Origin of the sequence: Bartonella sp. DGB2 (genome assembly GCF_046843095.1) — a bacterium.
In the GTDB taxonomy this organism is placed as follows: Bacteria; Pseudomonadota; Alphaproteobacteria; order Rhizobiales; family Rhizobiaceae; genus Bartonella.
On the sequence record NZ_CP177325.1, the window covers coordinates 1,217,719 to 1,242,870 of the forward strand.

22 protein-coding genes are annotated in these 25,152 nt (G+C 43.9%); 12 read left to right on the forward strand and 10 right to left on the reverse strand.

What is annotated here, in order from left to right:
• Nucleotides 1–12 precede the first annotated feature (12 nt).
• From ACK28X_RS06605 to ACK28X_RS06615, 3 genes are all read right to left on the reverse strand, one after another.
• Nucleotides 13–786, reverse strand: coding sequence for an ABC transporter ATP-binding protein (locus ACK28X_RS06605; protein ID WP_412057617.1), 774 nt, complete (start codon nt 784–786; stop codon nt 13–15).
• On the reverse strand, nt 783–1,796 hold the full coding sequence (locus ACK28X_RS06610; RefSeq protein WP_412057618.1) for a FecCD family ABC transporter permease: 1,014 nt from the start codon (nt 1,794–1,796) through the stop codon (nt 783–785). The genes ACK28X_RS06605 and ACK28X_RS06610 overlap by 4 nt, the downstream gene beginning before the upstream one ends.
• A 232-nt stretch (nt 1,797–2,028) precedes the next feature.
• Entirely contained in the window at nt 2,029–3,057 is a 1,029-nt protein-coding gene (locus ACK28X_RS06615) for an ABC transporter substrate-binding protein (protein WP_412057619.1), read from the reverse strand.
• A 287-nt stretch (nt 3,058–3,344) separates the two neighbouring features.
• Between ACK28X_RS06615 and ACK28X_RS06620 the strand changes: the two genes are divergently transcribed.
• The gene (locus tag ACK28X_RS06620; RefSeq protein ID WP_412057620.1) at nt 3,345–3,554 is read left to right on the forward strand and encodes a cold-shock protein; all 210 of its coding nucleotides are present in this window, start codon (nt 3,345–3,347) and stop codon (nt 3,552–3,554) included.
• Between the two features lie 155 nt (nt 3,555–3,709).
• On the opposite strand, the gene carB is transcribed toward ACK28X_RS06620, so the two are convergent.
• Nucleotides 3,710–7,195 carry a carbamoyl-phosphate synthase large subunit gene (gene carB, locus ACK28X_RS06625; RefSeq protein ID WP_412057621.1) on the reverse strand — a complete coding sequence of 1,162 codons (3,486 nt, stop codon included), beginning with the start codon at nt 7,193–7,195 and terminating at the stop codon, nt 3,710–3,712.
• Between the two features lie 331 nt (nt 7,196–7,526).
• Here carB and ACK28X_RS06630 point away from each other — a divergent pair, with 331 nt between their 5' ends.
• Nucleotides 7,527–8,789, forward strand: a complete 1,263-nt coding sequence (locus ACK28X_RS06630) for a TCR/Tet family MFS transporter (RefSeq protein WP_412057622.1) — start codon at nt 7,527–7,529, stop codon at nt 8,787–8,789.
• Between the two features lie 30 nt (nt 8,790–8,819).
• Here the strand turns inward: ACK28X_RS06630 and carA are convergent, their stop codons facing one another.
• Nucleotides 8,820–10,016: a glutamine-hydrolyzing carbamoyl-phosphate synthase small subunit gene (gene carA, locus ACK28X_RS06635; RefSeq protein ID WP_412057623.1), complete on the reverse strand. Its 1,197-nt coding sequence runs from the start codon at nt 10,014–10,016 to the stop codon at nt 8,820–8,822.
• A gap of 256 nt (nt 10,017–10,272) precedes the next feature.
• Here carA and ACK28X_RS06640 point away from each other — a divergent pair, with 256 nt between their 5' ends.
• Nucleotides 10,273–10,740, forward strand: a complete 468-nt coding sequence (locus ACK28X_RS06640) for a GatB/YqeY domain-containing protein (RefSeq protein ID WP_412057624.1) — start codon at nt 10,273–10,275, stop codon at nt 10,738–10,740.
• Between the two features lie 395 nt (nt 10,741–11,135).
• On the opposite strand, the gene ACK28X_RS06645 is transcribed toward ACK28X_RS06640, so the two are convergent.
• The 3 genes from ACK28X_RS06645 to ACK28X_RS06655 all read right to left on the reverse strand — a co-directional run bounded on the left by ACK28X_RS06645 (nt 11,136) and on the right by ACK28X_RS06655 (nt 12,684).
• Nucleotides 11,136–11,387, reverse strand: a complete 252-nt coding sequence (locus tag ACK28X_RS06645) for a GlsB/YeaQ/YmgE family stress response membrane protein (protein ID WP_412058310.1) — start codon at nt 11,385–11,387, stop codon at nt 11,136–11,138.
• A 419-nt stretch (nt 11,388–11,806) separates the two neighbouring features.
• The gene (locus tag ACK28X_RS06650) at nt 11,807–12,241 is read right to left on the reverse strand and encodes a SufE family protein (protein WP_412057625.1); all 435 of its coding nucleotides are present in this window, start codon (nt 12,239–12,241) and stop codon (nt 11,807–11,809) included.
• Nucleotides 12,242–12,327: 86 nt separating this feature from the next.
• On the reverse strand, nt 12,328–12,684 hold the full coding sequence (locus ACK28X_RS06655) for a DUF5330 domain-containing protein (RefSeq protein WP_412057626.1): 357 nt from the start codon (nt 12,682–12,684) through the stop codon (nt 12,328–12,330).
• Nucleotides 12,685–12,953: 269 nt separating this feature from the next.
• On the opposite strand from ACK28X_RS06655, the gene ACK28X_RS06660 reads away from it, so the two are divergent.
• The 6 genes from ACK28X_RS06660 to ACK28X_RS06685 are packed head-to-tail and all read left to right on the forward strand — an operon-like array spanning nt 12,954 to nt 17,566.
• On the forward strand, nt 12,954–14,096 hold the full coding sequence (locus ACK28X_RS06660; protein ID WP_412057627.1) for a sensor histidine kinase: 1,143 nt from the start codon (nt 12,954–12,956) through the stop codon (nt 14,094–14,096).
• 27 nt (nt 14,097–14,123) lie between these two features.
• Complete coding sequence (locus ACK28X_RS06665; protein WP_412057628.1) at nt 14,124–14,738, forward strand: peptidoglycan-binding domain-containing protein; 615 nt, start codon at nt 14,124–14,126, stop codon at nt 14,736–14,738.
• A gap of 58 nt (nt 14,739–14,796) precedes the next feature.
• On the forward strand, nt 14,797–15,141 hold the full coding sequence (locus ACK28X_RS06670) for a DUF1491 family protein (protein ID WP_412057629.1): 345 nt from the start codon (nt 14,797–14,799) through the stop codon (nt 15,139–15,141).
• 60 nt (nt 15,142–15,201) lie between these two features.
• Nucleotides 15,202–15,438, forward strand: coding sequence for a hypothetical protein (locus ACK28X_RS06675; RefSeq protein ID WP_412057630.1), 237 nt, complete (start codon nt 15,202–15,204; stop codon nt 15,436–15,438).
• A gap of 47 nt (nt 15,439–15,485) precedes the next feature.
• Nucleotides 15,486–16,151, forward strand: coding sequence for a response regulator transcription factor (locus ACK28X_RS06680; protein ID WP_412057631.1), 666 nt, complete (start codon nt 15,486–15,488; stop codon nt 16,149–16,151).
• Nucleotides 16,151–17,566 carry an ATP-binding protein gene (locus ACK28X_RS06685; protein WP_412057632.1) on the forward strand — a complete coding sequence of 472 codons (1,416 nt, stop codon included), beginning with the start codon at nt 16,151–16,153 and terminating at the stop codon, nt 17,564–17,566. Before ACK28X_RS06680 ends, ACK28X_RS06685 begins: the two co-directional genes overlap by 1 nt.
• 94 nt (nt 17,567–17,660) lie before the next feature.
• Here the strand turns inward: ACK28X_RS06685 and ACK28X_RS06690 are convergent, their stop codons facing one another.
• Together ACK28X_RS06690 and ACK28X_RS06695 are read right to left on the reverse strand one after the other, a co-directional pair.
• Nucleotides 17,661–18,428, reverse strand: a complete 768-nt coding sequence (locus ACK28X_RS06690; protein WP_412057633.1) for a nitrilase-related carbon-nitrogen hydrolase — start codon at nt 18,426–18,428, stop codon at nt 17,661–17,663.
• Between the two features lie 33 nt (nt 18,429–18,461).
• A complete protein-coding gene (locus tag ACK28X_RS06695) occupies nt 18,462–18,986 on the reverse strand; it encodes a hypothetical protein (protein WP_412057634.1) in 525 nt (174 codons plus the stop codon).
• A gap of 185 nt (nt 18,987–19,171) precedes the next feature.
• Between ACK28X_RS06695 and thrC the strand changes: the two genes are divergently transcribed.
• The 3 genes from thrC to ACK28X_RS06710 all read left to right on the forward strand — a co-directional run bounded on the left by thrC (nt 19,172) and on the right by ACK28X_RS06710 (nt 25,053).
• Nucleotides 19,172–20,581, forward strand: a complete 1,410-nt coding sequence (gene thrC, locus ACK28X_RS06700; RefSeq protein WP_412057635.1) for a threonine synthase — start codon at nt 19,172–19,174, stop codon at nt 20,579–20,581.
• 49 nt (nt 20,582–20,630) lie between these two features.
• A complete protein-coding gene (locus ACK28X_RS06705; protein ID WP_412057636.1) occupies nt 20,631–21,896 on the forward strand; it encodes a M16 family metallopeptidase in 1,266 nt (421 codons plus the stop codon).
• 334 nt (nt 21,897–22,230) lie between these two features.
• Nucleotides 22,231–25,053: an EAL domain-containing protein gene (locus ACK28X_RS06710; protein WP_412058311.1), complete on the forward strand. Its 2,823-nt coding sequence runs from the start codon at nt 22,231–22,233 to the stop codon at nt 25,051–25,053.
• The last annotated feature ends 99 nt before the right edge of the window (nt 25,054–25,152 follow it).

Here is a 25,152-nt window from a genome sequence, read left to right on the forward strand (position 1 = left end):
AAAATAATTTTCTTAGTGTGTATCCAACTTGTGAGGGCGGAATCGGATGTGCAAGCCCCCGTCTTCGTCTTCATTGACTTGGGCACATACATGAAAAACATCAGCAATACGCTGGGTTGTTAATACGTCCTTAGGGCTCCCAATTGCTACTAATTGCCCTTGTTTCATCATCATTATACGGTCACAGAATTGCGCTGCGTGATTCAGGTCATGAAGGGCGGCTACAACAGTTAAATTTTGTTGACGAACCAAGTCTAACAGATGCAATTGGTGCTGAATGTCAAGATGATTTGTGGGCTCATCAAGCAGCATAATACTGGGCTCTTGGGCAAGGGCTCGGGCGAAATGAATCCTTTGTTTTTCGCCTCCTGAGAGAGTATTCCAAGCGCGGTCTGCTAGCGCAGTCATATTGACCTTGGAAAGCGCGTTGTTTACCACCGCTTCATCGGGTTGTGCGAAGGGTGAGAAGGCTGATAAATGCGGCGTACGTCCTAGTTCTACTGCTTGGCGAACGGTGATATTATCGCTTGTATCGGCGTGCTGTTCAACAAAACCAATATGACAAGCGATTTGGCGGCGATTATAGGATTTGAGCGGCTGTCCTTTTAAATATACATTGCCCCTATGCGGTAGATTTAGTCCTGCAAGCAGTGCCATAGTTGAGGTTTTACCGCAGCCATTCGGTCCAACGAGACCCAAAAATTCGCCTCTTTTGACGCTAAAAGATACGTTGTTTACAATGGCCTTCCCTCCGGCGTTCCAGCATAAATTCTCAACTTTTATCATGGGCGGCCTGCTCTTTTTTGGATAAGGATCAGGGCAAAAGCGGGGGCACCAATCAGTGCAGTAATTACTCCAATGGGTAAAACTTGGCCACCTACAATAATGCGAGAGACAATGTCACAAAAAATCATAAATATAGCGCCAATAACTGCGGAAGCGGGGAGCAAAGCACTATGACGTACCCCTACGATAAAACGCGCCGCGTGCGGAATAACAAGCCCAACAAAGCCAATAGAGCCCACAATTGAAACCATTATAGCAATAAGAAGGGCGGTAACTCCGATCAATGTAATATAAACTCTAGGTACTGAAATACCCAATGAGGCGGCCGATCGCGTGCCAAAGGTGAAGGCATCTAGCGCTCGAGCATGAATCATGCACAGGAAAAAGCCTAATATGGTGGCCGGCAGAGCTATTGAAACATGCGGCCAGCGGACGCCAGAAAAATTTCCTAATAACCAAAACATAATCCCGCGGGTCGCCTCAGCATCGGCCCATTTTGTTACGATAAAGGAGGTAAGAGCATTGAAAAGTTGGGCGCCCGCCACCCCTGATAAAATAATGGCGGCGGAGGTGGTGCCAGCTCTGAGCGAGAGAAGGGCAACCAAAGTAAAAGCTAAAAGCGCACCACCAAAAGCCCCTGTAGACATGGAAATTGCTCCGCTACCTAAGCCCCAAATAGCGACAGAGACAGCTCCTGTAGAAGCGCCTGCTGATATTCCCAATATATAAGGATCTGCCAAGGCATTGCGTAAAAGTGATTGCAAAATAACCCCGCACATCGCTAAACTCGCTCCACAACATGCACCCACGATAGCGCGATTAAGGCGGTAATTCCAAATAATCCCTTCGTCTATATAATCAAGAGGAAAGTTAGTATTAAAAAGGTGGTTGGTAAAAGTTTTAACTACCGTTATCATAGGAATGGTAGCTTCCCCGATAGCTGCACCCAAACAAATGGCAGTCAGAATGAGTACAAAGGAGAGAATGGTAAAAAACAAAGGGCGGAGCATGGAGTTATTTTTCTTTTTACTGCTAATTTTTACATAGTGCTGGCGATACGGTTTAGGTAATTTATATCAATATTTGGTCATAGGTTTAAGTGGGTGGAAATACTAGCTCGGTTGTATTTGAAAAAATGATGAGCAATTTTAGTTTCCCCCATATTATTCAGCTAATTTTGGAAAGAAAAGCGATTTCTGTAGATCTTCTTTCCAATATTAGCTAAGTGTTTTCCTTTTAGGGTTATGGCGTGGGAACAAGCTTCATTTTGATAAGAGTGTTTGCAATGGTTTCAAGCCCATCTAAAGTGCGGATACTATTGCTGAGCGCTTGAGAATCCATGATAAGTATGCGATTATTGACAACAGCATCCATCGTCTTAGCTACTGGATCTGTATGGAGGTAAGTTAATTTATCTTCCACCTTATTAAACGGGCGCTTGAGTACGGATGTGTCAGCGAGAATGATAAGGGTAGGGTTTTGCTTAGCAATATATTCCCAGCTGGCGGTCGGCCAGTCCTGATCAACAGTAATGATATTTTTAATGCCCAATATATCAAATATATATTGAGGTGAACTGGTTCTACCAGCGACTGTAGGTTCCAGCTTTGCTACGGTGCTTGAATACCACACAAAGGCTGAGATTTCACCTTTTGGCCAGTTTTTGGCTATGGCGCGCAATTTGTCTTCGCGTGCTTGCATATTTTTTATCAGTTCAACGCCACGTTCATTGACGTTAAAGATGGCAGCAAGATCTGATACTTCTTGATAAATATCTTTCATAGAAAAAGCATTTTGTTTATGGGCTTTTATACTACGATCCATTGCTAGGCGAGCACGGCATATGCTGGGGTTTGTGTAAACAGGGATGTGAAAAGCGTTGAATTGGTCATAGGTTCCGGTAGCTCCATGGCCTTCTCCTATGACTGTTTCATATTGATTCGTCACAAAATCAGGCTGATAGTGTATAACGGATTCAAAACTTGGGGAATTGCGCGAGATTTGAGGGATTTTTGCATTGAGGGCAACAAATTGCGGTAAAGGCGGGGTGAACCAGAAAGCTGTGGCCTTCACTTTATCGCCAAGTCCTAAATAATATAAAGTTTCTGTTTCATTTTGGCCAATGGATACTACACGTTTTGGGGACTTGGCAAAGCGCAGGCTATGGCCGCAATTTTCGATTGTAAAAGGGTATTTTGTAGGCTCGGCCGCAGCTTGCACAGTACACAGGCTAATCAAAGCCATAAGAGTAAAAATATTTTTTTTGATCATTCTATATCTCTGAAATTAGGAATGCAACAATCTGTATCTTATTAGGACAATTTTAATATAGACTAAGCCATAGTATAAGTGAAGTAAGAGCGGGCGTTTTTTTAGCGGTTGGTTCAAAAATTGGGCTTGCATTTTTATGATAAAAATGTTTAAAGTGAAGTTATCGAATTTTCGGTTGCGCGACTTTCTGTGTGACAAGCACTTTATACGAAACTCCCCTTTCCTAATTTCGATCTACGCCGTGGGCTATTTTAGCCCGTTTATTTTATTACTACCTAGGAGTTTCTATGTCTACAGGAACAGTTAAATGGTTTAACGCAACAAAAGGTTTCGGCTTTATTCAACCTGATGATGGTGGTGCGGATGTGTTTGTTCACATTTCTGCTGTTGAGCGTTCTGGTTTGAACAGCTTGAATGAAGGCCAAAAAATATCTTATGAGGTTTTGCAAGACCGCCGTTCTGGTAAATCAGCTGCGGGCAACCTTGTTGCTATTTAATCTGTAAAGATAAGATCCTGCTTAAGTTTCGCAATGCGATAAGTTAGTATGTTATCTTAGTTTTAAAACCCATTACTATCGGAGTAAATATACTTAACGATAGTAATGGGTTTTTTGTATTTTTGAGCTCGGATATTTAGCCTTTTTGGAGGGGCTTACCCTAAATAGCTTTGCAGAGGTCGTATCGACAAGTCATTGATGCATAAAGCGTTAATGGCCTCGGCCGCTGCCTCGGCACCAGCAATAGTGGTATAGTAAGGTAGTTTTTGCATTAAAGCAGCTCGACGTAGGGATTTAGAATCGGCGATAGCGCTTGGCGTATCGGTTGTATTAAAGATAAGCTGTACCTGACGGTTACGAATCGCATCTTCAATGTGGGGGTGACCTTCCATTACCTTTTTGATCGTGTAGGCATCTATACCATTTTCTGATAAAAATTTTTGTGTACCGCTTGTAGCCATAACTTCAAATCCCAAGGCGGCTAAGCGTCTGACAGGGGTGAGGACACGTGCTTTATCTTCATCGCGTACAGAAACAAACACTGTGCCTTGGCGGGGCAGATCAACGCCCGCGCCTAATTGGGCTTTTGCAAAGGCTGTAGCAAAATTATAGTCGATGCCCATAACCTCGCCTGTTGAGCGCATTTCGGGGCCTAATAAAGTATCAGTGTTTGAAAAGCGCGCAAAAGGGAATACAGCTTCTTTAACAGCTATATGGGACCTTTCTGTAGGATCTATCTGGCCACCATAGGCTGTCAAAGCTTCGTTTAAGCGCGCTCCTGCTATGATTCGTGTAGCCATTTTAGCGATAGGCCGGCCAATGGCTTTGGCAACAAAGGGCACTGTACGCGACGCGCGCGGATTTACTTCAAGGACATAAATCACCCCATCTTTAATAGCATATTGCACATTCATCAAACCGCCTACATTTAAAGCTTTTGCTAAAATCCTAGTTTGGCGGGAGAGCTCAGCGCTGATAGAGGGGCTTAATGTATTAGCTGGTAATGAACAAGCTGAATCGCCTGAATGAATACCAGCTTCTTCTATATGCTCCATAATGCCGGCGATCCATGTTTCTTCTCCGTCGCACAAGCAATCAACATCAACCTCAATCGCATTCGTAAGGTAAGTATCAAATAGTAAGGGGTTTTTTCCCAATAGCGTATTAATTTGCCCAGTTTTGTCGGTGGGATAGCGCGCTTTGATTTCTTCGGGAACAAGCTCAGGCACAATGTCGAGTAAATAGGTTTGCAAGGCTCGCTCATTGCGGATGATCTGCATAGCGCGACCACCCAAAACATAAGAAGGGCGCACCACTAAAGGGAACCCAAGATCGCTAGCCACCAGTCGTGCTTGCTCTACTGAATAAGCAATACCATTTTTAGGCTGGGTAAGCCCAGCTTTTATAAGTAGCTTTTGGAAACGATCGCGATCTTCTGCTAAATCAATCGCATCGGGGGAGGTGCCTAGAATGGGGATGCCAGCTTGTTCCAAAGCATGTGCCAATTTAAGCGGTGTTTGGCCGCCAAATTGGACAATTACCCCCAGCACTTCACCTTTTTCTTGCTCTTTTTTTAAGATTTCTAAAACATCTTCAGCCGTTAGTGGCTCAAAATATAACCGATCAGAGGTATCATAATCTGTAGAAACTGTCTCGGGGTTGCAATTGATCATAATTGCTTCTATCCCCGCGTCTTGTAGGGCAAAAGCGGCATGGCAACAGCAATAATCAAATTCAATACCTTGGCCGATGCGATTCGGTCCGCCTCCTAAAACCACTACCTTTTTGCGATCAGAAATCATAGCCTCGCATGCGGGAGCTCCAGCAAAGGGCGGCTCATAGCTTGAATACATATAGGCGGTAGGGGAAGCAAATTCTGCTGCACAGCTATCAATCCGTTTAAAGACGGGTCTTACATTGAGTTCATGGCGCAAGTCTTCTACCATTTCTGGTGTTTGCTTGGTGAGACTTGCAAGGCGTGCGTCAGAGAAGCCCATGGATTTCAGTTTACGCAGGTTTTGCGCGTCTTGAGGCAATCCATGAACCTTAAGGCGGGTTTCTGTTGCGATTATATCAGAGATTTGTTGTAAGAACCAAAGGTCAATTTTGCAGATTTGATGAATTTCTTCAATAGTCATGCCCTGCCGCATGGCTTGGGCGACATAACGCAACCGGTCAGGAGTTGGAGTGCTTAGGGCGGCGCGCAAAGCATTTTCCTCATCGCCTTCTGCATGTTCGGGGATGGTAATCTCATCAAGCCCTGTTAATCCCGTTTCCAAGCTACGAAGAGCTTTTTGTAAAGATTCTTGGAAAGTGCGGCCAATGGCCATTACTTCTCCTACTGATTTCATAGCAGTGGTCAGAAACGGAGGGGTGTTAGGAAATTTTTCAAAAGCAAAGCGGGGTATTTTGGTAACGACATAGTCAATGGATGGTTCAAAAGAAGCAGGCGTTGTTCCACCAGTAATGTCATTTTTAAGTTCATCTAGCGTATACCCCACTGCTAGTTTTGCGGCAATTTTAGCGATAGGAAAGCCAGTTGCTTTTGAGGCTAAGGCAGAAGAACGTGAAACACGAGGATTCATTTCAATCACAATTAAGCGGCCATTTTCAGGATTGACAGCAAACTGCACATTGGATCCGCCAGTTTCAACGCCAATTTCACGCAAAACCGCAATTGAAGCGTTGCGCATAATTTGGTATTCTTTATCGGTTAATGTAAGAGCGGGTGCAACGGTGATGGAATCCCCCGTGTGTACTCCCATTGGGTCGATATTTTCTATGGAGCAAACGATAATACAATTATCATTTTTATCGCGAACTACCTCCATTTCATATTCTTTCCAGCCTAAGACACTCTCTTCAATTAGTACTTCTGTAGTAGGAGATGCATCAAGGCCACTTGCAACAATCTTAAAAAATTCATCTTGGTTATACGCAATACCACCGCCTGTTCCACCTAGAGTGAAAGAAGGGCGGATAATGGCAGGGAGCCCCACATAATCCAAAGCTTGAACCGCTTTCGCCATAGCGTGAGCCGTATAGCGATGTTTGCGTGTTGCTTCGCCTTGCCGCCAACAGTTCTCCAGCTCTTCAAGAGCCAATTTTTGATCCCGTTCTGTTAGCGTAGCTTTGATTTGGTTGCGCTTTTTGTCGTAGGTTTGCCGGTCTTCTTCCTTGATTTCGCTAGCGTTGGCCAATTGTGACCGCGGTGTTTCGAGGCCAATTTTCATCATGGCTTCGCGGAAAAGGGCGCGGTCTTCAGCTTTGTCAATAGCTTGGGCATCAGCACCGATCATTTCTACTTGATAGTGATCCAATACACCCATGCGCTTGAGAGAGAGCGCAACGTTAAGGGCAGTTTGCCCGCCCATGGTGGGCAAAAGTGCATCAGGGCGCTCGGCAGCGATAATTTTAGCCACAATCTCGGGGGTGATAGGTTCTATATAAGTAGCGTCGGCAAGATCAGGGTCAGTCATAATGGTAGCGGGGTTGGAATTTACCAAAATGATTCGATAGCCTTCTTCTTTGAGGGCTTTACATGCCTGCGTGCCTGAATAGTCAAACTCACACGCTTGGCCAATGACGATAGGGCCCGCGCCGATAATGAGAATAGACTTGATATCTGCGCGTTTTGGCATGGCACATCCCTATAGCAAAGACCCGCGCGGGTGGCCGCCGGATTTATTAAATTTTAAGGCTAAGCTGGTTTTATAAGATATGTGATGCCGATCGTCACCCCTAAAAATACATTTCCATTAAAAAATATTGCTGACTTGAAAAGCTAGCGGCCTAACGTGAGGATTGAAATTTATTAAAGAGGGTGTTGTATGTGGTTCACGAGAGGGCATGTATTGCTATTTGTATGAGATGATTGCTCTTTAGTTTTAGTTGCCTTATGCTGAAGCTTTTTATAAATAGGCTTGTTAGTAGCAAAATTAGCTAAGTTTCCATTTACACATAGGGTGTGTTATGAAAATTCAAAGAGACGCCGGTTTTGCGCGGCGCGGTCTTATATTAGTTTTTATCACGCTTTTGATTGATGTTATTGGTATTACGCTGATTATTCCAGTGTTACCTCGATTTCTAGGAGAGTTGACCGGCGACAATTTGAGTAAATCTGCTATTGATGGCGGTTTATTGCTTATGGTTTATGCTTTGATGCAATTTTTGTTTGCACCGATAATCGGTGGTTTGTCAGATCGCTTTGGCCGGCGTCCAATTTTGCTTACTTCCATTATTACTTTGGCGATTGACAACCTTATTTGCGCATTTGCTTGGAGTTATCCTATTCTATTTGTCGGGCGCATTTTATCGGGGGTTAGCGGCGCGAGTCACGCAACCTGTGCAGCCTATATCGCTGATATCTCAAATGACCAAACGCGCACACGCAATTTTGGGCTGATTGGTATGGCTTTTGGAGTAGGGTTTATTTTTGGACCTGCCCTTGGCGGTTTTTTGGGTAGTTATAGTCCGCGTTTGCCATTTTATGTGGCCGCACTTTTATCCTTTATCAACTTTGTTTTTGCTTGGATTATGTTACCTGAAACTTTGTCAAAACGCCACCGCCGCCGTTTTAATATTAAGCGTGCCAACCCTTTTGGTAGTATTGTGCAATTGCAAAAATATCCTAATGTTTTATGGGTGGCTGTAGCTTTTTTTGTGTATTGGCTTTATGTGAATGTTTGGCCTTCGTCTTGGACTTTTGTAGCTAAAGCGCGCTATGATTGGAGTGAAAGTGCTATCGGTCTTTCTTATGCTATTTTTGGAACAGGTGAAATTTTTGTGATGGGGGTTCTCTTACCCTTTTTGACCAAACGCTGGAGCGATTGGCGCATCACGATGGTGGGGCTTATTTTTTCTGTGTTTGCCCTCGTTGGGTATACATTTGCTATTCAGGGCTGGATGGTTTTTTTGGTTTATTTCTTTACTATGCCAGAAACGCTTGGCATGGCTTCCATACGGGCTATTGCAGCTGGACAAGTACCGCCCAATGCCCAAGGAGAGCTGCAAGGTGCTTTTTCTTCTATTATGTCTATTACCAGCGTATTAGCACCGCTTTTGTATACGTTTCTTTTTGAAAAGTTTACAAGCGCTACCGCACCTTTTTATTTTCCTGCAGTCCCGTTTATAGCGGCCTTGATTTTTGTCATACTTACTCTTTTAATTTTTGCATTCAAAGTGCGTATTTTCCCTAAAAAACTCAAACCTTATAGGGCTAGTGCAAGGAAATAGCGTTTGATAGAGGATATAAAAGATGCGGGTTTATTTTTTGTGCTGTTCAATAAGGGTGAAGAAGCGTTGAAATAGGTAGTGGCTATCTTGTGGGCCAGGTGATGCTTCAGGGTGGTATTGTACTGAAAAAGCAGGCTTATCCTTTATATTCAAGCCGCAATTACTACCATCAAAGAGAGATATATGGGTTTCTTCAACATGAGCGGGTAAAGTCATGCGGTCAATTGCAAAGCCATGGTTCATAGAGACAATTTCAACCTTACCAGTATTTAAGTCTTTTACGGGATGATTGGCGCCATGATGCCCTTGGTGCATTTTCATGGTCTTGGCGCCTAAGCTTAAGCCAAGGATTTGATGGCCTAAGCAGATACCAAAAAGGGGGATATTTACCTCAAGGAGTTTTTGGACGGTGGCCATGGCGTAAGCTGCTGTAGCGGTTGGGTCTCCTGGCCCGTTGGAAAGAAAAACACCATCGGGTTTAAGCGCTAAAATAGCATCAGCGTCGGTTTTTGCGGGCAAAATTGTGATTCGTGCTTTCGATTCTGCTAATAGGCGCAAAATGTTACGTTTGACACCATAGTCCATAACCACGATATGCATATTAAATGCAGAATGCACAGAATCTATGCGGCTATAGCCTGTATTCCAAATCCAGGGAGTCTCTCCCCACGGCTGTGGAGCTTTAGAGCTAACTGTTTGGGCAAGTTCTTGGCCTTCGAGACCCGTCCATAGTGCAAGCTGAGACTTGAGTGCTGGAAGGTCAAATTTACCTTCCTTATGGTGGGCGATTACACAATTGAGCGATCCTCTCTCGCGAATAAGCGCGGTAAGAGCGCGAGTATCCACACCTGCAAGGGCGATGATCTCATGTTCAACCAACCATTGGTTTAGATTTTCTTCCGCTCGATAATTAGAGGGCGGCGGGATGTCAGCACGTAAAACGACCCCCACCGCGCCTTTTTGGTTTAGATCTTCTCTATCTTCACGATTCACGCCTACATTACCGATATGGGGAAAGGTAAAGGTGACAATCTGTCCTTTATAAGAGGGGTCAGTGAGAATTTCTTGATAGCCTGTCAGTGCCGTATTAAAGCAAATCTCAGCAGCAACGCTTCCCTCAGCACCGAAGCCCTTACCCTTAATGAGCGTGCCGTCTTCAAGAAGCAAAAGGGCGGTATGTGTTTCTTTTTGCCAAACAGCAGGAGTAGAAGCGGGAATCATGGACATGGGATTTCTTTATCACTAGCGGTTAATCATGGTTGCGTATGCCCGGGAGAATGTTTTCCTTTGTAGCTTGGCAATGTTTCGCTAAGGCTTAAGCTATAAGCTTATTGGGTGTGCTAGTCAAAGCCCAATTGCACTATTTCATTGTTAATAAAGGGGCGTAATGTGAGTCCAAACCTTGGTTTTAGCGTTGTGAAGGGGTATAGAGGGGCGGGGGTGACCGTATGCTTTGGCCCTTATTCAATTGTTTAGGAATATTATGCTTCGTGATGAAATCAATCGTGCTTTAAAAAGTGCAATGAAAGAGCAAGATAAAGACCGCCTTGCGACGCTTCGTTTAATTAATGCCGCGATCAAAGATCGCGATATACTCAATCAAGGTCAAGGGAAACCCCCAGTAGATGATAAGCAGTTACAAGCTATTCTGGTGCGGATGGTAAAACAACGTGAAGATTCGGCGCGGCTTTATCAAGAGGGCGGGCGATCAGAACTTGCGGCCAGCGAGTTGAATGAAGTGGCGATTATTCGTGGTTTTTTACCGTGTCTATTGAGTGAAGAGGAAACACAACACTGCATAGCTAAGGCTGTTGGAGAGGTAAAGCCTGATGGGCTGCGCGATATAGGGAAGGTTATGGCTTTTTTAAAGGAAAATTATATGGGTAAGATTGATTTTTCTTTGGCTAGTTCAATAATTCGCGAAAAGCTAAAAAAGCTTGTAAAGGGATAGCTTCCTTTAGTTAAATAATGATAACAGGATCGTGTATTTGCCTCCTGATTAAATTTGAGCGCTGTGTGTGTTGCGTTGGACAGGAAAAATAATTCTTTATCTGTCCACGTTGTTTTATTGCTGTATGATTTACTTTTCAAATTAGGCTTATAATTTTTTGTGGTTGGCATATTATTACCTGCCATTCCAACTATTTTAGTTTTTAAACTGTTTATTTTATGGCTATTATACTTAGCGTCTGCGACCAATGCAGATATGTGTGTTGCTATTGCCCCCAAGGTTGTTGGTTTTGGGAGCAATTATTTTATTAGTTATTCTAGCCATATAGATACGCTAAGAGATTGTATCTGCAAGAAAGCAGATTTTTCTTAACTATTTTTTAGTTTGGCGGGCGTTCAACGGCGGATGAGACGTCCGATCCAGATAAGGATACAGGCTCCGATAAAACCAGCAATTAGGTAACCTAGCCAGCCAGCAAAGTTTACACCTAAAAAGCCCAGTAGGAAGCTAGCTACTGAGGCGCCTACAATCCCTAAGATAATGTTAAGCAATATGCCTGTATTGCTATTCATAAAGCTTTGAGCGGCCCAACCAGCGAGCCCACCGACAATGATGGCTGCAATCCAGCCAACGCTTGCATCATTCATCATATTCTCCTATTATGGGCTCACAACCCATCGTTATATTATTATATCCATTTACGAGCTACTTTTCCTAAAGACGAAACGGAGCTTGGTAAGGCGGTCAATAATGTATCTAGAGTTAGTCAATGATCCATTGTGAATTAATTTAATTTCCTCTAGGTAATGATAGAATAGGGCGAAAGCAGGGGACTTCAAGTCTTTTTGGCTTGGCATTTTGCGTTGCTTGCTTGATCGCGAGTTTTTAAAGTTCTTTTCTTTTAAAATAGGGGGGCAATATTGCGTTTGTATTTTAATATTATGTGACTTTTCTAAAGGAATTAACCAAGGTTAATCTTAATGTCAGGAAAATATTTTTTGCGGAGGAAGAAGCAGGTTTTGGCACTTTTACCGCTTGGGTTAGGCACCTACATGGTTGTTTGCACTCATGGGGATGTTAGGTTGTTCAGCGCGGCATGGGCTTCTGCTTGGATACGGCTGATCATAGATTTTAGCCCATTCGCTCGTTGAGGGGTAAGATTTTCGCGTAAATTCAAAGTAGTAAAAAGCCCCTCTATATCAGCGCTTAAAATATCAACGGCGGTTTTATTGTTATAAAATGCTAAGAGGATTGCCACAAGGCCGCGCACAATATGGGCATCAGAGTCCCCTTTGAAATGCAATTGCTGGTCTGGACTTGGGTCGCGGGTAGCGACAAGCCACACTTGGCTGACACAGCCTGAAATTTTATGAGCTTCGACTTTTTCCTCTGATGCTAAGGGGGGCAGGGAACGGCCTAAATCAATAATGTAGCGATAACGATCTTCCCAACTATCTAATAAGGAAAAGCTCTCAATAATATCTTCAATCGTATCTGTCATAATTGTTCTCATAAGGAGATGCTTCTGCATCTATCTGCATAGATTTTCTTTGTGCTTTACGCATGGCTGAGAAAGATTCAGATAATTCACCATAAGCCGCTTTGCGTATCCGAGCTGGGGGGGCGTGATGCAGTTTTATTGGTGCGTTGGCTATAGGAAAGGCTTTGGCTTACATAGTCATAGGTAACTTTTATTCCCCATTTTACTCGTTTGAAAAAGGAGGAAAAGAAGGAGGAGATAGTGTTGCAGGTTTGCGAGTTGCGGTCGCAAAATCTACCCAAATCTTCTGCTGTGTCTTTAACAATCCCTAAGGTGCTCTTTTGTTGGGCGTTTTGCTCATTTTGGTAGCGGATATTATCTTCAGGGGGCAAGGGGACAAAGTAAGAGATAAGCGCGAAAATAATAGCAAAGAAAATAATTAATTTGAATAGGAGGCGAAACATGAATCATACCCTCAAAGGTGCAGTAAAGCTTTGCGTAAATTGGTTAATATTCCCCCCCCTAAAGCCGCGCTGCCTTTCTTATAGCTTTTTTGGACAGCTTGTTCAATCATTAGCGTGGGTGCATGAGCGAAGTTGTGTCAAGAAAGTGGTAACCATTCCAGCAGGAAGGGGCAGATAGTTGAGGCGTATTATCTTTTCATTAAAGTCTTAACTTCAAAGTGCTGGTAGTAGTGATTTATTTTGAATATAGCAGTAGGTATATAATAGAAATGGTAGATACTTTGATAAAGGTGGATGGTCGAGGCATAATTTTAACCCCTCTGGATAGAGTTTGGCGGCAAGGAACGTATCTAGTTGATTATATCCACCTTAATGATCGTATCGCGTTTTTATCGTTTTTGAATGATCTGCGTGAGGGGCGCGAAGCACAATCTGTGCGGACTCGGTTTAGCGCTGGGCGGGGAGAAAGGTTTGTGGATGGTTGCATTAGTTTCGTAGACGCGCAAAAGATGCCTCTAGAAGAAATGAAACAGATATCTACAGAAAAAGAATGGGTAGGAAAAGCTCATGCTGATTGTTCTTTTATCTTGTCTTTACAATTGGAAAGCATTGAGCCGGCAAGTGATTATCACCAGTTGTCGGCTGGATCTACGGTTTACGTAGCCCATGAAATGCGTACGCCGCTCAATGCACTTTTAGGCTTTTCTGACCTTTTGGCGCATCAATTAGAGGCTGATGACCTTGTTAAGCACCGAGAGATGATCACCATGATTCAGAAGGCGGGTCAACATTTGTTATCGGTGATTGATCGTATTTTGCTTCCTGCAGAAGTCACAATGAGAGGGCATCTAGAGCATAAAGGCGTTTTGGTAGAAGAAATTATAGAAGAGATAATTGCTTTGACCAGGCCCTTGCATGGCGCTCGGCGCGTGTTGTTTTCGCCAGAAAACCAAGGAATGATGTGTGCGATTGATGGGTTGGTTTTGCGGCAGGTTTTTTTGAATATTTTATCGAATGCGATCAAATATACTGATGAAAATGGTACCATTATGATTAGCGTGAAGAAGACAGAAGGCGGTATGGCTACTTTGATCGTTGATGATGATGGGATTGGATTTGGTTCGAATTGTTCAGATATTTTAAAGCGTCCTTTTTATCGCGCTGATAATGCTCGTGCTCATACAGTATCAGGCTATGGGCTGGGGCTTTATTTAGTGCAACAATCGTTGGCGCAATATGGTGGGTATGTGGAGCTACATGCTAAACAGTCGGAGTATCCGGCTGCTTTGCATAACGCTTTTCAGGCGTGGGATGAAGGGGGAACGCAGGCTATGATTTATGTGCCCATTTATGAAGGGGGAAAGAAGCAAGAAGCTAAAGGTGCCCCGCCTGTTTTACAGTGTGTTTGCTAATTCTCAGGATGAATGCAATTTAAGCCCATGACTAAGCAAACTGCAATTCGTAAAAAAATGTCATCTCCCAAGCGGATAAAATCTATCAAAAAACGTTCTTATTTATGGCTAGCGATGCTGGGGGCGGGGTGGCTTATTTGCTGGATTTTAAGTATGGTTTTTAGGCTTTTTCTCTGGGTTTTCTGGCGTTTAAGGAAAAGTCCTATCTATACGAGTGGTTTTTTGTTGTTGTTGGTGAGCTTTTGTTTTGTGGGGCTAAATGCACTTTTTTTACAAAAAGAAAACTGCCGTAAATTTTTTTTTGAAGACCGCCCTATAGCGAGATTTTATAAGGTAATCACAGGTTATAGCGGTGCAGATTCTGCTGTAAAAGAAGATAGGATTGCTACATTAATCGGTGTTCATGCTTATGCACCTGTAATTGTGCAAAAAGGACAAAAACAGGCAGGGCGCGCGGATATTGTGCGCGTACAGCAAGGGTTAAGAACCTTTGGCGATAGGACGGTCTCGCTCAACGGTATAGAAGATGAAGCAACACAAACAGCACTTCGTAGGTTCCAGAAAATGTTCAATTTACCCGTTGATGGGCGCGTTCAGGCCAGTGTTTTGGATAAAATGCGTGAAATCGGTCTTTTATCCTGAGGGACTAGTGTAGCGGAAAGCGGTAAGATACTACCAAGTAAGAGAGTGAAGAGGCTTTATGCGCTTATCATCGGAGTTTTGGGTTGCTTCTTTTTTGCATCAGGTACGGCTGGCGGGCGGTTTTGCTACATTGGTGCGCCGCGGTGCATTGGCGGCGGGGGCTATTTTTATCCTTTATCGAGATCAAAATTATCTGTTTAATCTTTATACGCCTGCACCTCAAAGCGCTTATGGAGTCGGCCAAGATATCAGTGAGCGCTTATTTACTGCCCGCTTTATCCGAAAGGAAGAGGATGAAATTAATATTTATTTAGGAAAAGAGCTACGTTTTGATCCTGATTTGTGGATTATTGAGGCAGAGGCTCTTACAGTTGATGTTTTGCCTTTACAACTATATAGATAGTGGTGTTTTTATAAACGGACATTCAGCGTTCATTCAGGAATAAATATTTATATAGTGACCATGATGAAGATTTTTTTTTGTTTCACGCTACTTACCAGTCTTTGCTTTTCTTCCATTGCTTTTGCTGCCGATTGCACAGAAGTTGGCAAACGCGTAGCAAGGCAACAAAACGGTAAGCTGGCGCGTTCTACACCTGAGATGCAAAGCGGCCGCAACGTTTGTGTAGTTGTAGTTTTGATTCCTGCACACGATGGGGAAAAGCCGCGGCGTATGGAGATTACTGCGCCTGCAGATTGATATCCATAAAGCTCGGCCGCTTTCGGCGCTATATTTAAAGAGATGCGATGCGTATTCTTATCGTTGAAGATGATCAGGACTTAAACCGCCAATTGCGAGAAGCCGTGCAGGGAGCAGGCTATGTGGTTGACAGCGCTTTTGATGGGATAGAGGCTCATTTTTTAGGTGATACTGAACCTTATGATGCGGTGATTCTTGATATTGGTTTACCCCGCCTTGATGGAATCAAGGTGGTCGAACGCTGGCGACGCGATGGTCATTCGATGCCTGTATTAATTTTAACTGCCCGTGATCGCTGGTCGGATAAGGTGGCGGGAATTGATGCTGGGGCTGATGATTATGTTGTTAAGCCTTTTCATATGGAAGAAGTTTTAGCGCGGTTGCGCGCTTTGATCCGCCGCTCTAAGGGTCATGCATCAAGTGTATTGGTGTGTGGGCCCTTACAGTTAGACACGAAGACGGCGGAAGTGTTTGTGCGCGGTATGCCCGTTAAGCTTACCTCTCATGAATTCCGGCTTTTAGCCTATCTTATGCATCATCCAAGGCAGGTGATATCACGTAGTGATTTAACAGAGCACCTTTATGATCAAGATTTTGATCGGGATTCTAACCTTATTGAAGTATTTATTGGGCGTTTACGTAAAAAATTGGGGGTGGATTGTATAGAAACTGTACGTGGGATGGGCTATCGCTTGCGGATTGATAAAAGTTAATGGGCTTAGTTTCGAGCCGTTTGAAAGTAAAAATACGCCGCTTCGCTCGGGTTCTAACGCGCTCGCTTAGTGCGCGGGTTGTGATTTTATCGACAATTTGGAACATTATTATTTTTTTTGCCCTCTCAATCATTAGCCTGTGGTTTTATTGGCAGGCGAGTGAGAAAAATCTTGAGCGTATTTTAAAAACCCAATTATACAGCCTTATCTCCGCGGTGAGTGTCACCTCCGATGGTCGCTTACAAGGCGCTCCTGATCTGGGAGACATCCGCTATTCTGATCCCGATTCGGGTTGGTATTGGGAGGTCACAGCGCTTTCAGGCCATTTACGTGGCCACTTAACTTCAGATTCTTTGCGTAATAAACGCCTGCGTGCTCCTAGTGAAGCCCAAAGCCCTTTTAACGAAAAATTTTCTCGTGCCTATCGCTTGCACGCTTATGGCCAGTTCTTGCAGGTGATTGAAATTGATGTAGCTTTGGGTAAACAAAATCGCGTTGCACGGTTTCGTATTATTGGCAATATTGATGAAGCGCGCCGCGAAGCAGAAAAATATAAAGAGCGCTTAGAGCATGTTTTATTTATTTTTGCTTTGATTAGTATTTTTCTCAATATCGGTATTATACTCTTTAGTTTGCGACCCTTGAAGCGTATTCGCCAGACGTTGAATGATATCCGCGTGGGGCGTGCAAGCCATGTCACTCATGACTTGTCTATTGAGGTGATGCCGCTGGTACGTGAAATGAATGGTCTGATTGATAATAATCGCCGTATTGTTGAGCGTTATCGTACTCAAGTGGGAAATCTAGCCCATTCTCTAAAGACGCCTTTGTCAGTGGTTGCAAACGCTGTTGAGACGCTAAAGGGAGAACAAGCTTCCTTACTTAAAGAACAAATCCAAATCATGCAAGCTCAGATTAACCACTATTTGCAACGCGCCCAGATTGCTGCTCAACGCGATAGTGTAATCTATCATAGCGAGGTACAGCCAGCTGTGGAGCAGCTTTTGCGCGTGCTGCGCAAACTTTACCTAGACAAAAATTTTACTTTAGAAGCTCCAAAAGAGTTGCTGATCTTTGCAGGCGAAAAGGAAGATTTGCAGGAAATTGTTGGCAACCTTGTTGAAAATGCAGCAAAATGGAGTACTACAAAGGTGGTGGTACGTTGCCATAAGCTGGTTATGCCAGATGGTGCACAATTGCAAATCAGTATTGAAGATGATGGTCCTGGACTTGATGAAGTGCAAAGTCAGCACGCTTTAAAACGCGGTAAGCGACTTGATGAAAGCAAACCTGGAAGCGGTTTAGGTCTTTCTATCGTGGTTGATCTCGTGCGGGAATATGGCGGAACCATTATGTTTTCTAAAAGCAGTTTTGGTGGCCTTTGTGTGCAGATTATTTTCCCTATCCACTTATGAATAGGTAGAGATCGGGCTATGGCTTAGGAAAGCTAGCGTATCCGTGTTTCCTTTTATAGATGGCTGCACGGCTGTAAGAATAGGCGAGGCGATATTAGATGATTGGGACAGCAGTGCGTGCATCTTTCACAGCTTTAAGGTCGATTTGGCTTATCAAGAGATCAGGCGCACCAGTCAATTGGGCGTGGACAGTACCTAGAGGGCCGACTATTGCGCTTCGACCAATTCCTAAGGGCAATTGATCAGGGTTGTTATTACGCCACGCTTGTCCACAAGCCAAAAGCCAAGCTTGAGCATCAGTGGCACGCGCGCGAATTAAGAGATCCCATTGTTCGGCCTTATCGGGGCCATTGTGCCAAGAAGCTGCAACAGCGATTATTTCTGCTCCTTTTCGGCCAAGCGCTGTAAATTGTTCGGCAAAGCGTAGGTCAAAACAAGTGGCTACGCCTAGTTTCCCATAAGGGGTATCTACCACTACATAATTGCTCCCTGGAGCTATTTTGTCGGATTCTCTCACCCCAAAAGCGTCTAAAAGATGTACTTTATGGTACACCGCGTCAACCCCCGCTCCTGTTATGAGAAGACTATTGTGGGTTCGCCCATCTAGGCTTGGAGAAAACATACCAATAACGATAATCATCTTTTCTGCTACTTGGCGTATAGCGTTCGCAAAGGGACCGTCAAGCGGTTCTGCCACTTTTTGCACATCAGCAGCAAAGGAGATTTGTGCAGCTTCGGGAAAGACAAGGATTTTTACTTCAGCTGCTTTCGCCGCCTCTACCGTAGCCAGAATCTGTGCCAAATTTTCTGCTTGGACGGCGCTACTGGCGATCTGTCCTAAGCCTACAGTGATTTTGCTCATTATTTTTTTCCTTGGTTGTATAACTGTTATTATTTAACCAATGCCCACGGAAACTTGTATATTATGCAGATCCGAGCGCGGAAGTATAATTTGTGCATCGGTAAAAATAAATTGTATATCCGTTTGGTCTTCTACTATTTCAACAGGATAGCGGTAAAGGTTTGAATAAATAACTTCGTTTCCTTTATAGGCGAGAATTCTAAGCGGCACATATACAGTCTTATCTTTCAGGTTTTTTTCGGCAAAAATCCACCCCGCTACCACTGGCTGAAGGATGATATTGTCATAATTATGCACGCATGTGCGAGCCGCGTCGCTTAATTCTGTTTGGTAGGAAAGTAACTCCCCCTCTTTTGAGGCGGGGGCATGGTATAAGAGCTTATTTTTGTTATTTTCAGCTAGCGTAAAGGGGGGGCAGATTGGCAAGGCGTTTTCACTATCTAGGTGCATCTCTGGCTTTATCTGCGTTCCATTTACACATCCTGCTAAAAGAAATGTAGCGCCCCATAGGATGTGTTTCAAAGCCTTAAAAGGGGGTATTAAGCGTTTCGTCGTCATTTTTTTACGTAAAAAACATAAATAGGCTTTTCCCACCATAAGGCGTTCCCTTCTTTAGCGTTGTAGGACGCGCAATTTTTACCGACATTAGCAATTTTATGATAAGACTTTAACGCTACTATGATTATCATTAAATCGCATGATACTATCTTATGATAAACCAACACATAAAATAAAGTAGGCACATGAAATATATCAGCACCCGCGGGGCCGCGCCCGCCCTTACTTTTTCTCAAACCGTGATGACAGGCCTTGCTCGTGATGGCGGGCTTTATTTGCCTGAATTTTTTCCTTCTTTCACGCCTGCACAGTTGCGTGCTTTACGCGGCCGCTCTTACGCGGATATTGCAAAAACCATCCTATGGCCTTTTGCGGAAGGTGATATTGAGCAAGATGCGTTTTATAAGATTATTGATGAAGCCTATCAAACTTTTAGACACCCTGCTACCTGCCCGCTGGTACAGACGAGACATAATGAATTTATTCTTGAGTTATTTCATGGCCCTACTTTGGCTTTTAAAGATGTGGCCATGCAGTTTTTATCTCGATTAATGGATTATATTCTGCAGAAGGAAGCGCGACGTGCTACCATCATCGGCGCTACATCGGGGGATACAGGCGGCGCCGCGATTGAAGCCTTTGCTGGGCGATCTTGTGCTGATATTTTTATTCTCTTCCCGAAAGGGCGCGTGTCAAAAGTTCAACAAAGACAAATGACAAGTAACCACAGCACCAATGTTCATGCTTTGGCGATTGAAGGTAATTTTGACGATTGCCAAGCTTTGGTAAAGGCATTGTTTAATGATCATTCTTTTCGCGATCACATGGCTATTTCTGGTGTTAATTCTATCAATTGGGCGCGAATTATGGCTCAGATTGTCTATTATGTTTCTGCGGCTTTGAGCTTGGGTGCCCCTGATCGGGCTGTTTCCTTCACCGTTCCTACAGGCAATTTTGGTGATATTTTTGCAGGTTTTGTAGCGTCTAAAATGGGTCTACCCATCGCCCGCTTGGTTATTGCTACCAATGATAATGATATTCTGGCTCGCACCTTAGAAAGTGGTATTTATGAGACGCGTGCTATGGTTTACACTACTTCCCCTTCTATGGATATCCAGCTTTCATCCAATTTTGAACGGCTTTTATTTGAAGCAAGTGGCCGCGATTGGGCTTTTGTCTGTGAGAAGATGCTAGAGCTTCAGACGAATGGTTGTTTTTGTTTAGGTGCTGAGCAGCTTTCTACTATTCGTGGCTTGTTTGCGGCTGGTCGTAGCACTATGGAAGAGACAGCACACCTGACGCGCATTTTGTATAAAGAAAGTGGTTACCTTGCCGACCCTCATACCGCGGTAGCCGTTAAGGTGGCGCGCGCGCAGCAAGAGGAAGATGTGCCGATGGTTATCCTTTCTACGGCTCATCCCGCAAAGTTTCCTGAGGCGGTTCAATCAGCTACGGGGCTGTACCCTGATCTGCCACCTGGTTTTGAAGGCCTCTTTCAACATGAAGAAAAATATACAATCCTTGCTAATGATGAAAAAGCATTAAAAAATTTTATCATGGCAAAAGTTTGCCTTGAAACGAATCAAAAAGGATAGGGCGCTTGGATGCAAGCTATGCCTATAAATTATCTTATTAGGAGTATGTATGAGTATTGAAGTTAGCCAGTTGGCAAATGGGATAAGTGTTGTCACGAATAATATGAAAAACATGGAAAGCGTAGCACTTGGCATATGGATCAAGGCGGGCTCACGGCATGAGGGGGTGGATCAGCACGGTGTTGCTCATTTGTTGGAACATATGGCTTTTAAGGGGACAGAGAATCGGAGTGCTTTTAAAATTGCTACGGATATTGAAGACGTAGGCGGCGAAATCAACGCGGCGACGAGCGTAGAAAATACTGCTTATTTTGCTCGGGTTCTAAAAGAAGATATGCCGCTCGCGGTAGATATTTTGGCGGATATTTTGGTAGCATCGCAATTTGATGAAGAAGAGCTAGAGCGCGAAAAACATGTGGTTTTGCAGGAGATAGGCGCTGCCCACGATACACCTGATGATATAATATTTGATCACTTCAGCGCACGTGCTTTTTATCAGCAAGCTTTAGGGCGGCCCATTTTGGGGACTCCTGAAACCGTGCGCGGTTTTCAAGCAAAGGATTTGCGCCGTTTTATGGGGGAGCAATATAGCGGTGATCGGATGGTTATTGTAGCAGCCGGTGCTGTGGAGCATCAGCATTTTCGTCATGAAATAGAAAGCCGGTTAGGCAAATTTCAAGCTGACGCTAGCGCCTCTGATGCTGAACAAGGCCGTTATATTGGTGGAGATTTTCGTGAGAGTCGTGAACTCTTGGATGCGCAGATTGTTTTGGGCTTTGAAGGGCGAGCGTTTCATATGCCCGATTTTTATGCCACACAACTTTTGGCGATGGTTTTGGGCGGTGGGATGTCTTCGCGGCTTTTTCAAGAAATACGTGAGAAGCGGGGGCTGTGTTATTCAATCTATGCAAGTCATTGGGGCTTTTCTGATACGGGCCTTTTTGCTATCCATGCCGCTACAGGGCGCGAAGGGCTTGAGTCTCTTTTGCCTGTAATCATAGATGAGTTGCATAAAGCTTGTGAAACGATCACTGAAGTAGAGGTTGATCGCGCCCGTGCTCAATATCGTAGTAGTTTGATGATGGCACAAGAAAGCCCTGTCAGCCGTGCTCACATGATTGCTCGGCAAGTTTTGCTCTATGGCCGCCCCATTCCGACAAGCGAATCAATGGAGCGATTGGCGTTGATTACACCAGCGCATCTTCACGATCTCGCAACGCGACTTTTCTTTGAAAGCGCGCCTACTCTTGCCGCGCTTGGGCCTATTGATTCTTTGATGGATTATGGGCATTTGAAAGGCCTTCTCTCTCATTAAGGGTATGGTCTTTAAGGGCGCCGGCTTTAATAAGCCGGGGATAATTATTGGCACGGGGGTATAAAACTTATCGTATCGGGGGGGCAAATAGGTTATGGTCGGTCATCATGAAAGCGAGATGGTGCGTGGCCGCAGTTTTGCTTGAGTCTATCTGGCTGTGTCAATGGGGAACTATATGAGGAAATACGGCAAAGGGCATCAAGGAAGGATGCTTATAGAAAAACTGTTGACACAACAAAGGCTGGTTGAGTTTTGCTTTAGTTTTTATCAAAATCTGTTTTTTTTACTCGCTTGTTTACGGGCAGGTGCTACGGCGTTTTTTTTTGTAGCTTTTATAGCAGACGCGGGGGCTTATGCTGTAGAGCCGATAAAAATTTCTACGCAAGATACGGCCCTTGATCTATCTAAAGCAGTAGAGATCTTCCACACTGATAAACCTATTTTCCAAACGAGCGCGGCTCCAGGACCCGATGGGATTGTTCGGCGCATTGAAGTGCAGGCTAATAGTAGCGATTATAGCGGCAATTGGGGCGTTTTTACCCTAGCCAACCCTACAGATGAGCAGATAGATCGTTTGATTGTCGCTCCCCATTATCGCATGGCGGGTTCTGGTTTGTTGCATCCAGATCTTGGATCTGTAAGGATTGTGTCAATCACTCCGAGTGAAGGTTTTGCCTTGGATAAGCAGGCAAGCATGAATTCTGATGTATTTCGTGTTACCTTGAATCCTGGCTCTGTGATTACTTTTGTATTAGAATTAGGTTCTGATAAATTGCCACAGCTTTATCTTTGGGCGCCAGAAGCCTATAAAGATACGCTTAATTCCTATACGCTATATCATGGGATTTTATTGGGAATAGCCGGCCTTTTGGCGCTTTTGGTTACTGTATTATTTATTATACGCGGTACCAGCCTTTTCCCAGCCACCGCCGCTATTGCTTGGGCAGCTTTGGCTTATATCGGCATTGATTTTAATTTTTTTAATAAGCTATTCGTTATTGCCCCTACGATTGAGCCCATTTGGCGTGCGTTGACTGAGGTGGCTTTGGCAGCAAGCCTATTTATTTTTCTTTTTATTTATCTCAACCTTAATCGTTGGCACTATCGCTTTAATTATGGGGCGATTATAGTTGCAATCGCACTTTTGTTTCTTGCAGCTTTTGCGATTTTTGACCCTGTAGATGCGGCGGGAATCGCCCGCCTTTCCTTTGGGATCACTGTGGGTCTTGGCGTTATTCTTATCGGATATTTCAGTCTACACGGCTATGATCGGGCTGTTATGTTGGTTCCGACTTGGCTATTGTTAATTCTTTGGATTTTTTGCGCTTACATTTGTATTACTGGGCAACTTGATAATGATATTATTCAACCTGCTTTAGCTGGTGGTTTGGTATTGATAGTCTTGCTGATCAGCTTTACCGTTATGCAAAAGGCGTTTCCTAGCGGTTCTATACAAGAAGGCTTATTTTCTGATCTTGAACGTCAAGCTTTTGCAATTATGGGGGCGGGCGATGTGGTATGGGATTGGGATGTGCGGCGCAACCGTGTATCGGTAAATCCCGACCTTAGCATATATCTTGGTTCGGCTGCTGCTAAGCTCTATGGCAAGATCCGCGATTGGCGCGCACTTTTGCATATTGATGATCAAGATCGTTTTTATACCTTGTTTGATATGGTTTTAGAAAGCCGCAAAGGGCGTATTGACCAGACTTTTCGTTTACGCTCTGGTGATGGACATTATCATTGGTTTACCCTTAAGGCGCGCCCTGTAGTAGGGATTGATGGTGAAATCATTCGTATTGTTGGCATTCTTAGTAACATTACCGAACATAAAAAGGCGCAAGAGCGTTTATTGCACGATTCTATTTATGATAATCTTACAGACCTCCCTAATCAGCAGCTGTTTCTGGATAGGCTTAAGATTTTTATCAACCTTGCGCGCAGTAATGAACAAATTCGTCCTACAGTCTTAATTATTGACTTTGATGGATTTGGTGAGATTAACCGCGAATTGGGAATGACGGTGGGTGATATATTTTTGCTTACCATTGCGCGAAGGATAGGTAGGCTCATTAAGATTCCAGATACATTATCGCGGCTTTCTGCCGATAGGTTTGCTCTTATTCTATTAAGCAAGAGTGATGCTGTTTCAATTGCGCAATTTGTTGAACATTTGCATAAAATCGCTTGTGCGCCAATTAATTTACCGCAGCGTGAAATTGACCTTTCTGCCTCTGTTGGGCTTGTTACGTGGTCAGAAACCTATACGAGCGCTGAAGACATGTTGAACGATGCGGAACTTGCAATGATTTACGCTAGGCGCGACGGTGGCAACAAGATTCAGCCTTTTCGACCTAATTTACGGCAGTTGGGACATAAAAGTGATAATTGGTCGGTAGATATTCTTTCAGCCATTCAGCGGGATGAGATTAAAGTACTGTATCATCCAGTTCTCAATCTAGTTGATGGGCGGATTGTTGGGTTTGAGTCTATAGTGGAATGGCATCATCCGCACCGCGGTGTGGTCAATATGCATGATTTTATTAATGCGGCAGAAAGCGAAGGAGCGGCTATGCCGCTTGCGCAATTCGTGATGGATCGTGTGGTTAATGATTTGGCTGATTTAACTAGCAGATTTGCAAAACAATCGTTTTTTATTTCTGTGAATATTCCAAGCTCTGAAATGGTTCACCCTGATTTGATTAGCGGACTGCGTTCGATTTTAACGCGTAACCCTATTCATAAAGGCCAATTGATGGTGGAGATGTCAGAGGCGGTATTACTAGAAAACCCTGCGCGCTCTACGCATTTGCTTGAGCAGATCAAAAGCATGGGGCTAGGCCTTGTGCTTGATAATTTTGGTACGGGCTATTCCTCCCTTGCGTATCTTTTGCAACACTCATTTGATATGATCAAGCTTGATCGTTCTATCCTTTCGGTCAAAACTATTAAGGAAAAGGTTATCTTACGCTCTATCATAGCTATGGCCCATGAATTGGAGCTTAAGGTGGTTGCTGAAGGTGTTGAAAATGAGGAAGAGGCGATTTTTTTACGCGAACAAGGCTGTGAATTTGTTCAAAGCATGGTTTTTACGCATCCCTTAAATGTTGAGGAATTAGCTGTGCTTATTGTTCAGCACCCTAAATCTTCTGCTTGAAGATTTTCTATGTACTAGGGCAATGAGTGAGCAAGTGAAGACTCTGAGCGGAGAGATTTTTTTTGAATTTTTTCTATTCAGATATTGCCTAACCCTTTT

Bases quoted from the DNA above. Each gene is read 5' to 3' on its own strand.
- ACK28X_RS06605 (WP_412057617.1), bottom strand. From the start codon at position 786: ATGATAAAAGTTGAGAATTTATGCTGGAACGCCGGAGGGAAGGCCATT.
- ACK28X_RS06610 (WP_412057618.1), bottom strand. From the start codon at position 1,796: ATGCTCCGCCCTTTGTTTTTTACCATTCTCTCCTTTGTACTCATTCTG.
- ACK28X_RS06615 (WP_412057619.1), bottom strand. From the start codon at position 3,057: ATGATCAAAAAAAATATTTTTACTCTTATGGCTTTGATTAGCCTGTGT.
- ACK28X_RS06620 (WP_412057620.1), top strand. From the start codon at position 3,345: ATGTCTACAGGAACAGTTAAATGGTTTAACGCAACAAAAGGTTTCGGC.
- carB (WP_412057621.1), bottom strand. From the start codon at position 7,195: ATGCCAAAACGCGCAGATATCAAGTCTATTCTCATTATCGGCGCGGGC.
- ACK28X_RS06630 (WP_412057622.1), top strand. From the start codon at position 7,527: ATGAAAATTCAAAGAGACGCCGGTTTTGCGCGGCGCGGTCTTATATTA.
- carA (WP_412057623.1), bottom strand. From the start codon at position 10,016: ATGTCCATGATTCCCGCTTCTACTCCTGCTGTTTGGCAAAAAGAAACA.
- ACK28X_RS06640 (WP_412057624.1), top strand. From the start codon at position 10,273: ATGCTTCGTGATGAAATCAATCGTGCTTTAAAAAGTGCAATGAAAGAG.
- ACK28X_RS06645 (WP_412058310.1), bottom strand. From the start codon at position 11,387: ATGAATGATGCAAGCGTTGGCTGGATTGCAGCCATCATTGTCGGTGGG.
- ACK28X_RS06650 (WP_412057625.1), bottom strand. From the start codon at position 12,241: ATGACAGATACGATTGAAGATATTATTGAGAGCTTTTCCTTATTAGAT.
- ACK28X_RS06655 (WP_412057626.1), bottom strand. From the start codon at position 12,684: ATGTTTCGCCTCCTATTCAAATTAATTATTTTCTTTGCTATTATTTTC.
- ACK28X_RS06660 (WP_412057627.1), top strand. From the start codon at position 12,954: ATGGTAGATACTTTGATAAAGGTGGATGGTCGAGGCATAATTTTAACC.
- ACK28X_RS06665 (WP_412057628.1), top strand. From the start codon at position 14,124: ATGACTAAGCAAACTGCAATTCGTAAAAAAATGTCATCTCCCAAGCGG.
- ACK28X_RS06670 (WP_412057629.1), top strand. From the start codon at position 14,797: ATGCGCTTATCATCGGAGTTTTGGGTTGCTTCTTTTTTGCATCAGGTA.
- ACK28X_RS06675 (WP_412057630.1), top strand. From the start codon at position 15,202: ATGATGAAGATTTTTTTTTGTTTCACGCTACTTACCAGTCTTTGCTTT.
- ACK28X_RS06680 (WP_412057631.1), top strand. From the start codon at position 15,486: ATGCGTATTCTTATCGTTGAAGATGATCAGGACTTAAACCGCCAATTG.
- ACK28X_RS06685 (WP_412057632.1), top strand. From the start codon at position 16,151: ATGGGCTTAGTTTCGAGCCGTTTGAAAGTAAAAATACGCCGCTTCGCT.
- ACK28X_RS06690 (WP_412057633.1), bottom strand. From the start codon at position 18,428: ATGAGCAAAATCACTGTAGGCTTAGGACAGATCGCCAGTAGCGCCGTC.
- ACK28X_RS06695 (WP_412057634.1), bottom strand. From the start codon at position 18,986: ATGACGACGAAACGCTTAATACCCCCTTTTAAGGCTTTGAAACACATC.
- thrC (WP_412057635.1), top strand. From the start codon at position 19,172: ATGAAATATATCAGCACCCGCGGGGCCGCGCCCGCCCTTACTTTTTCT.
- ACK28X_RS06705 (WP_412057636.1), top strand. From the start codon at position 20,631: ATGAGTATTGAAGTTAGCCAGTTGGCAAATGGGATAAGTGTTGTCACG.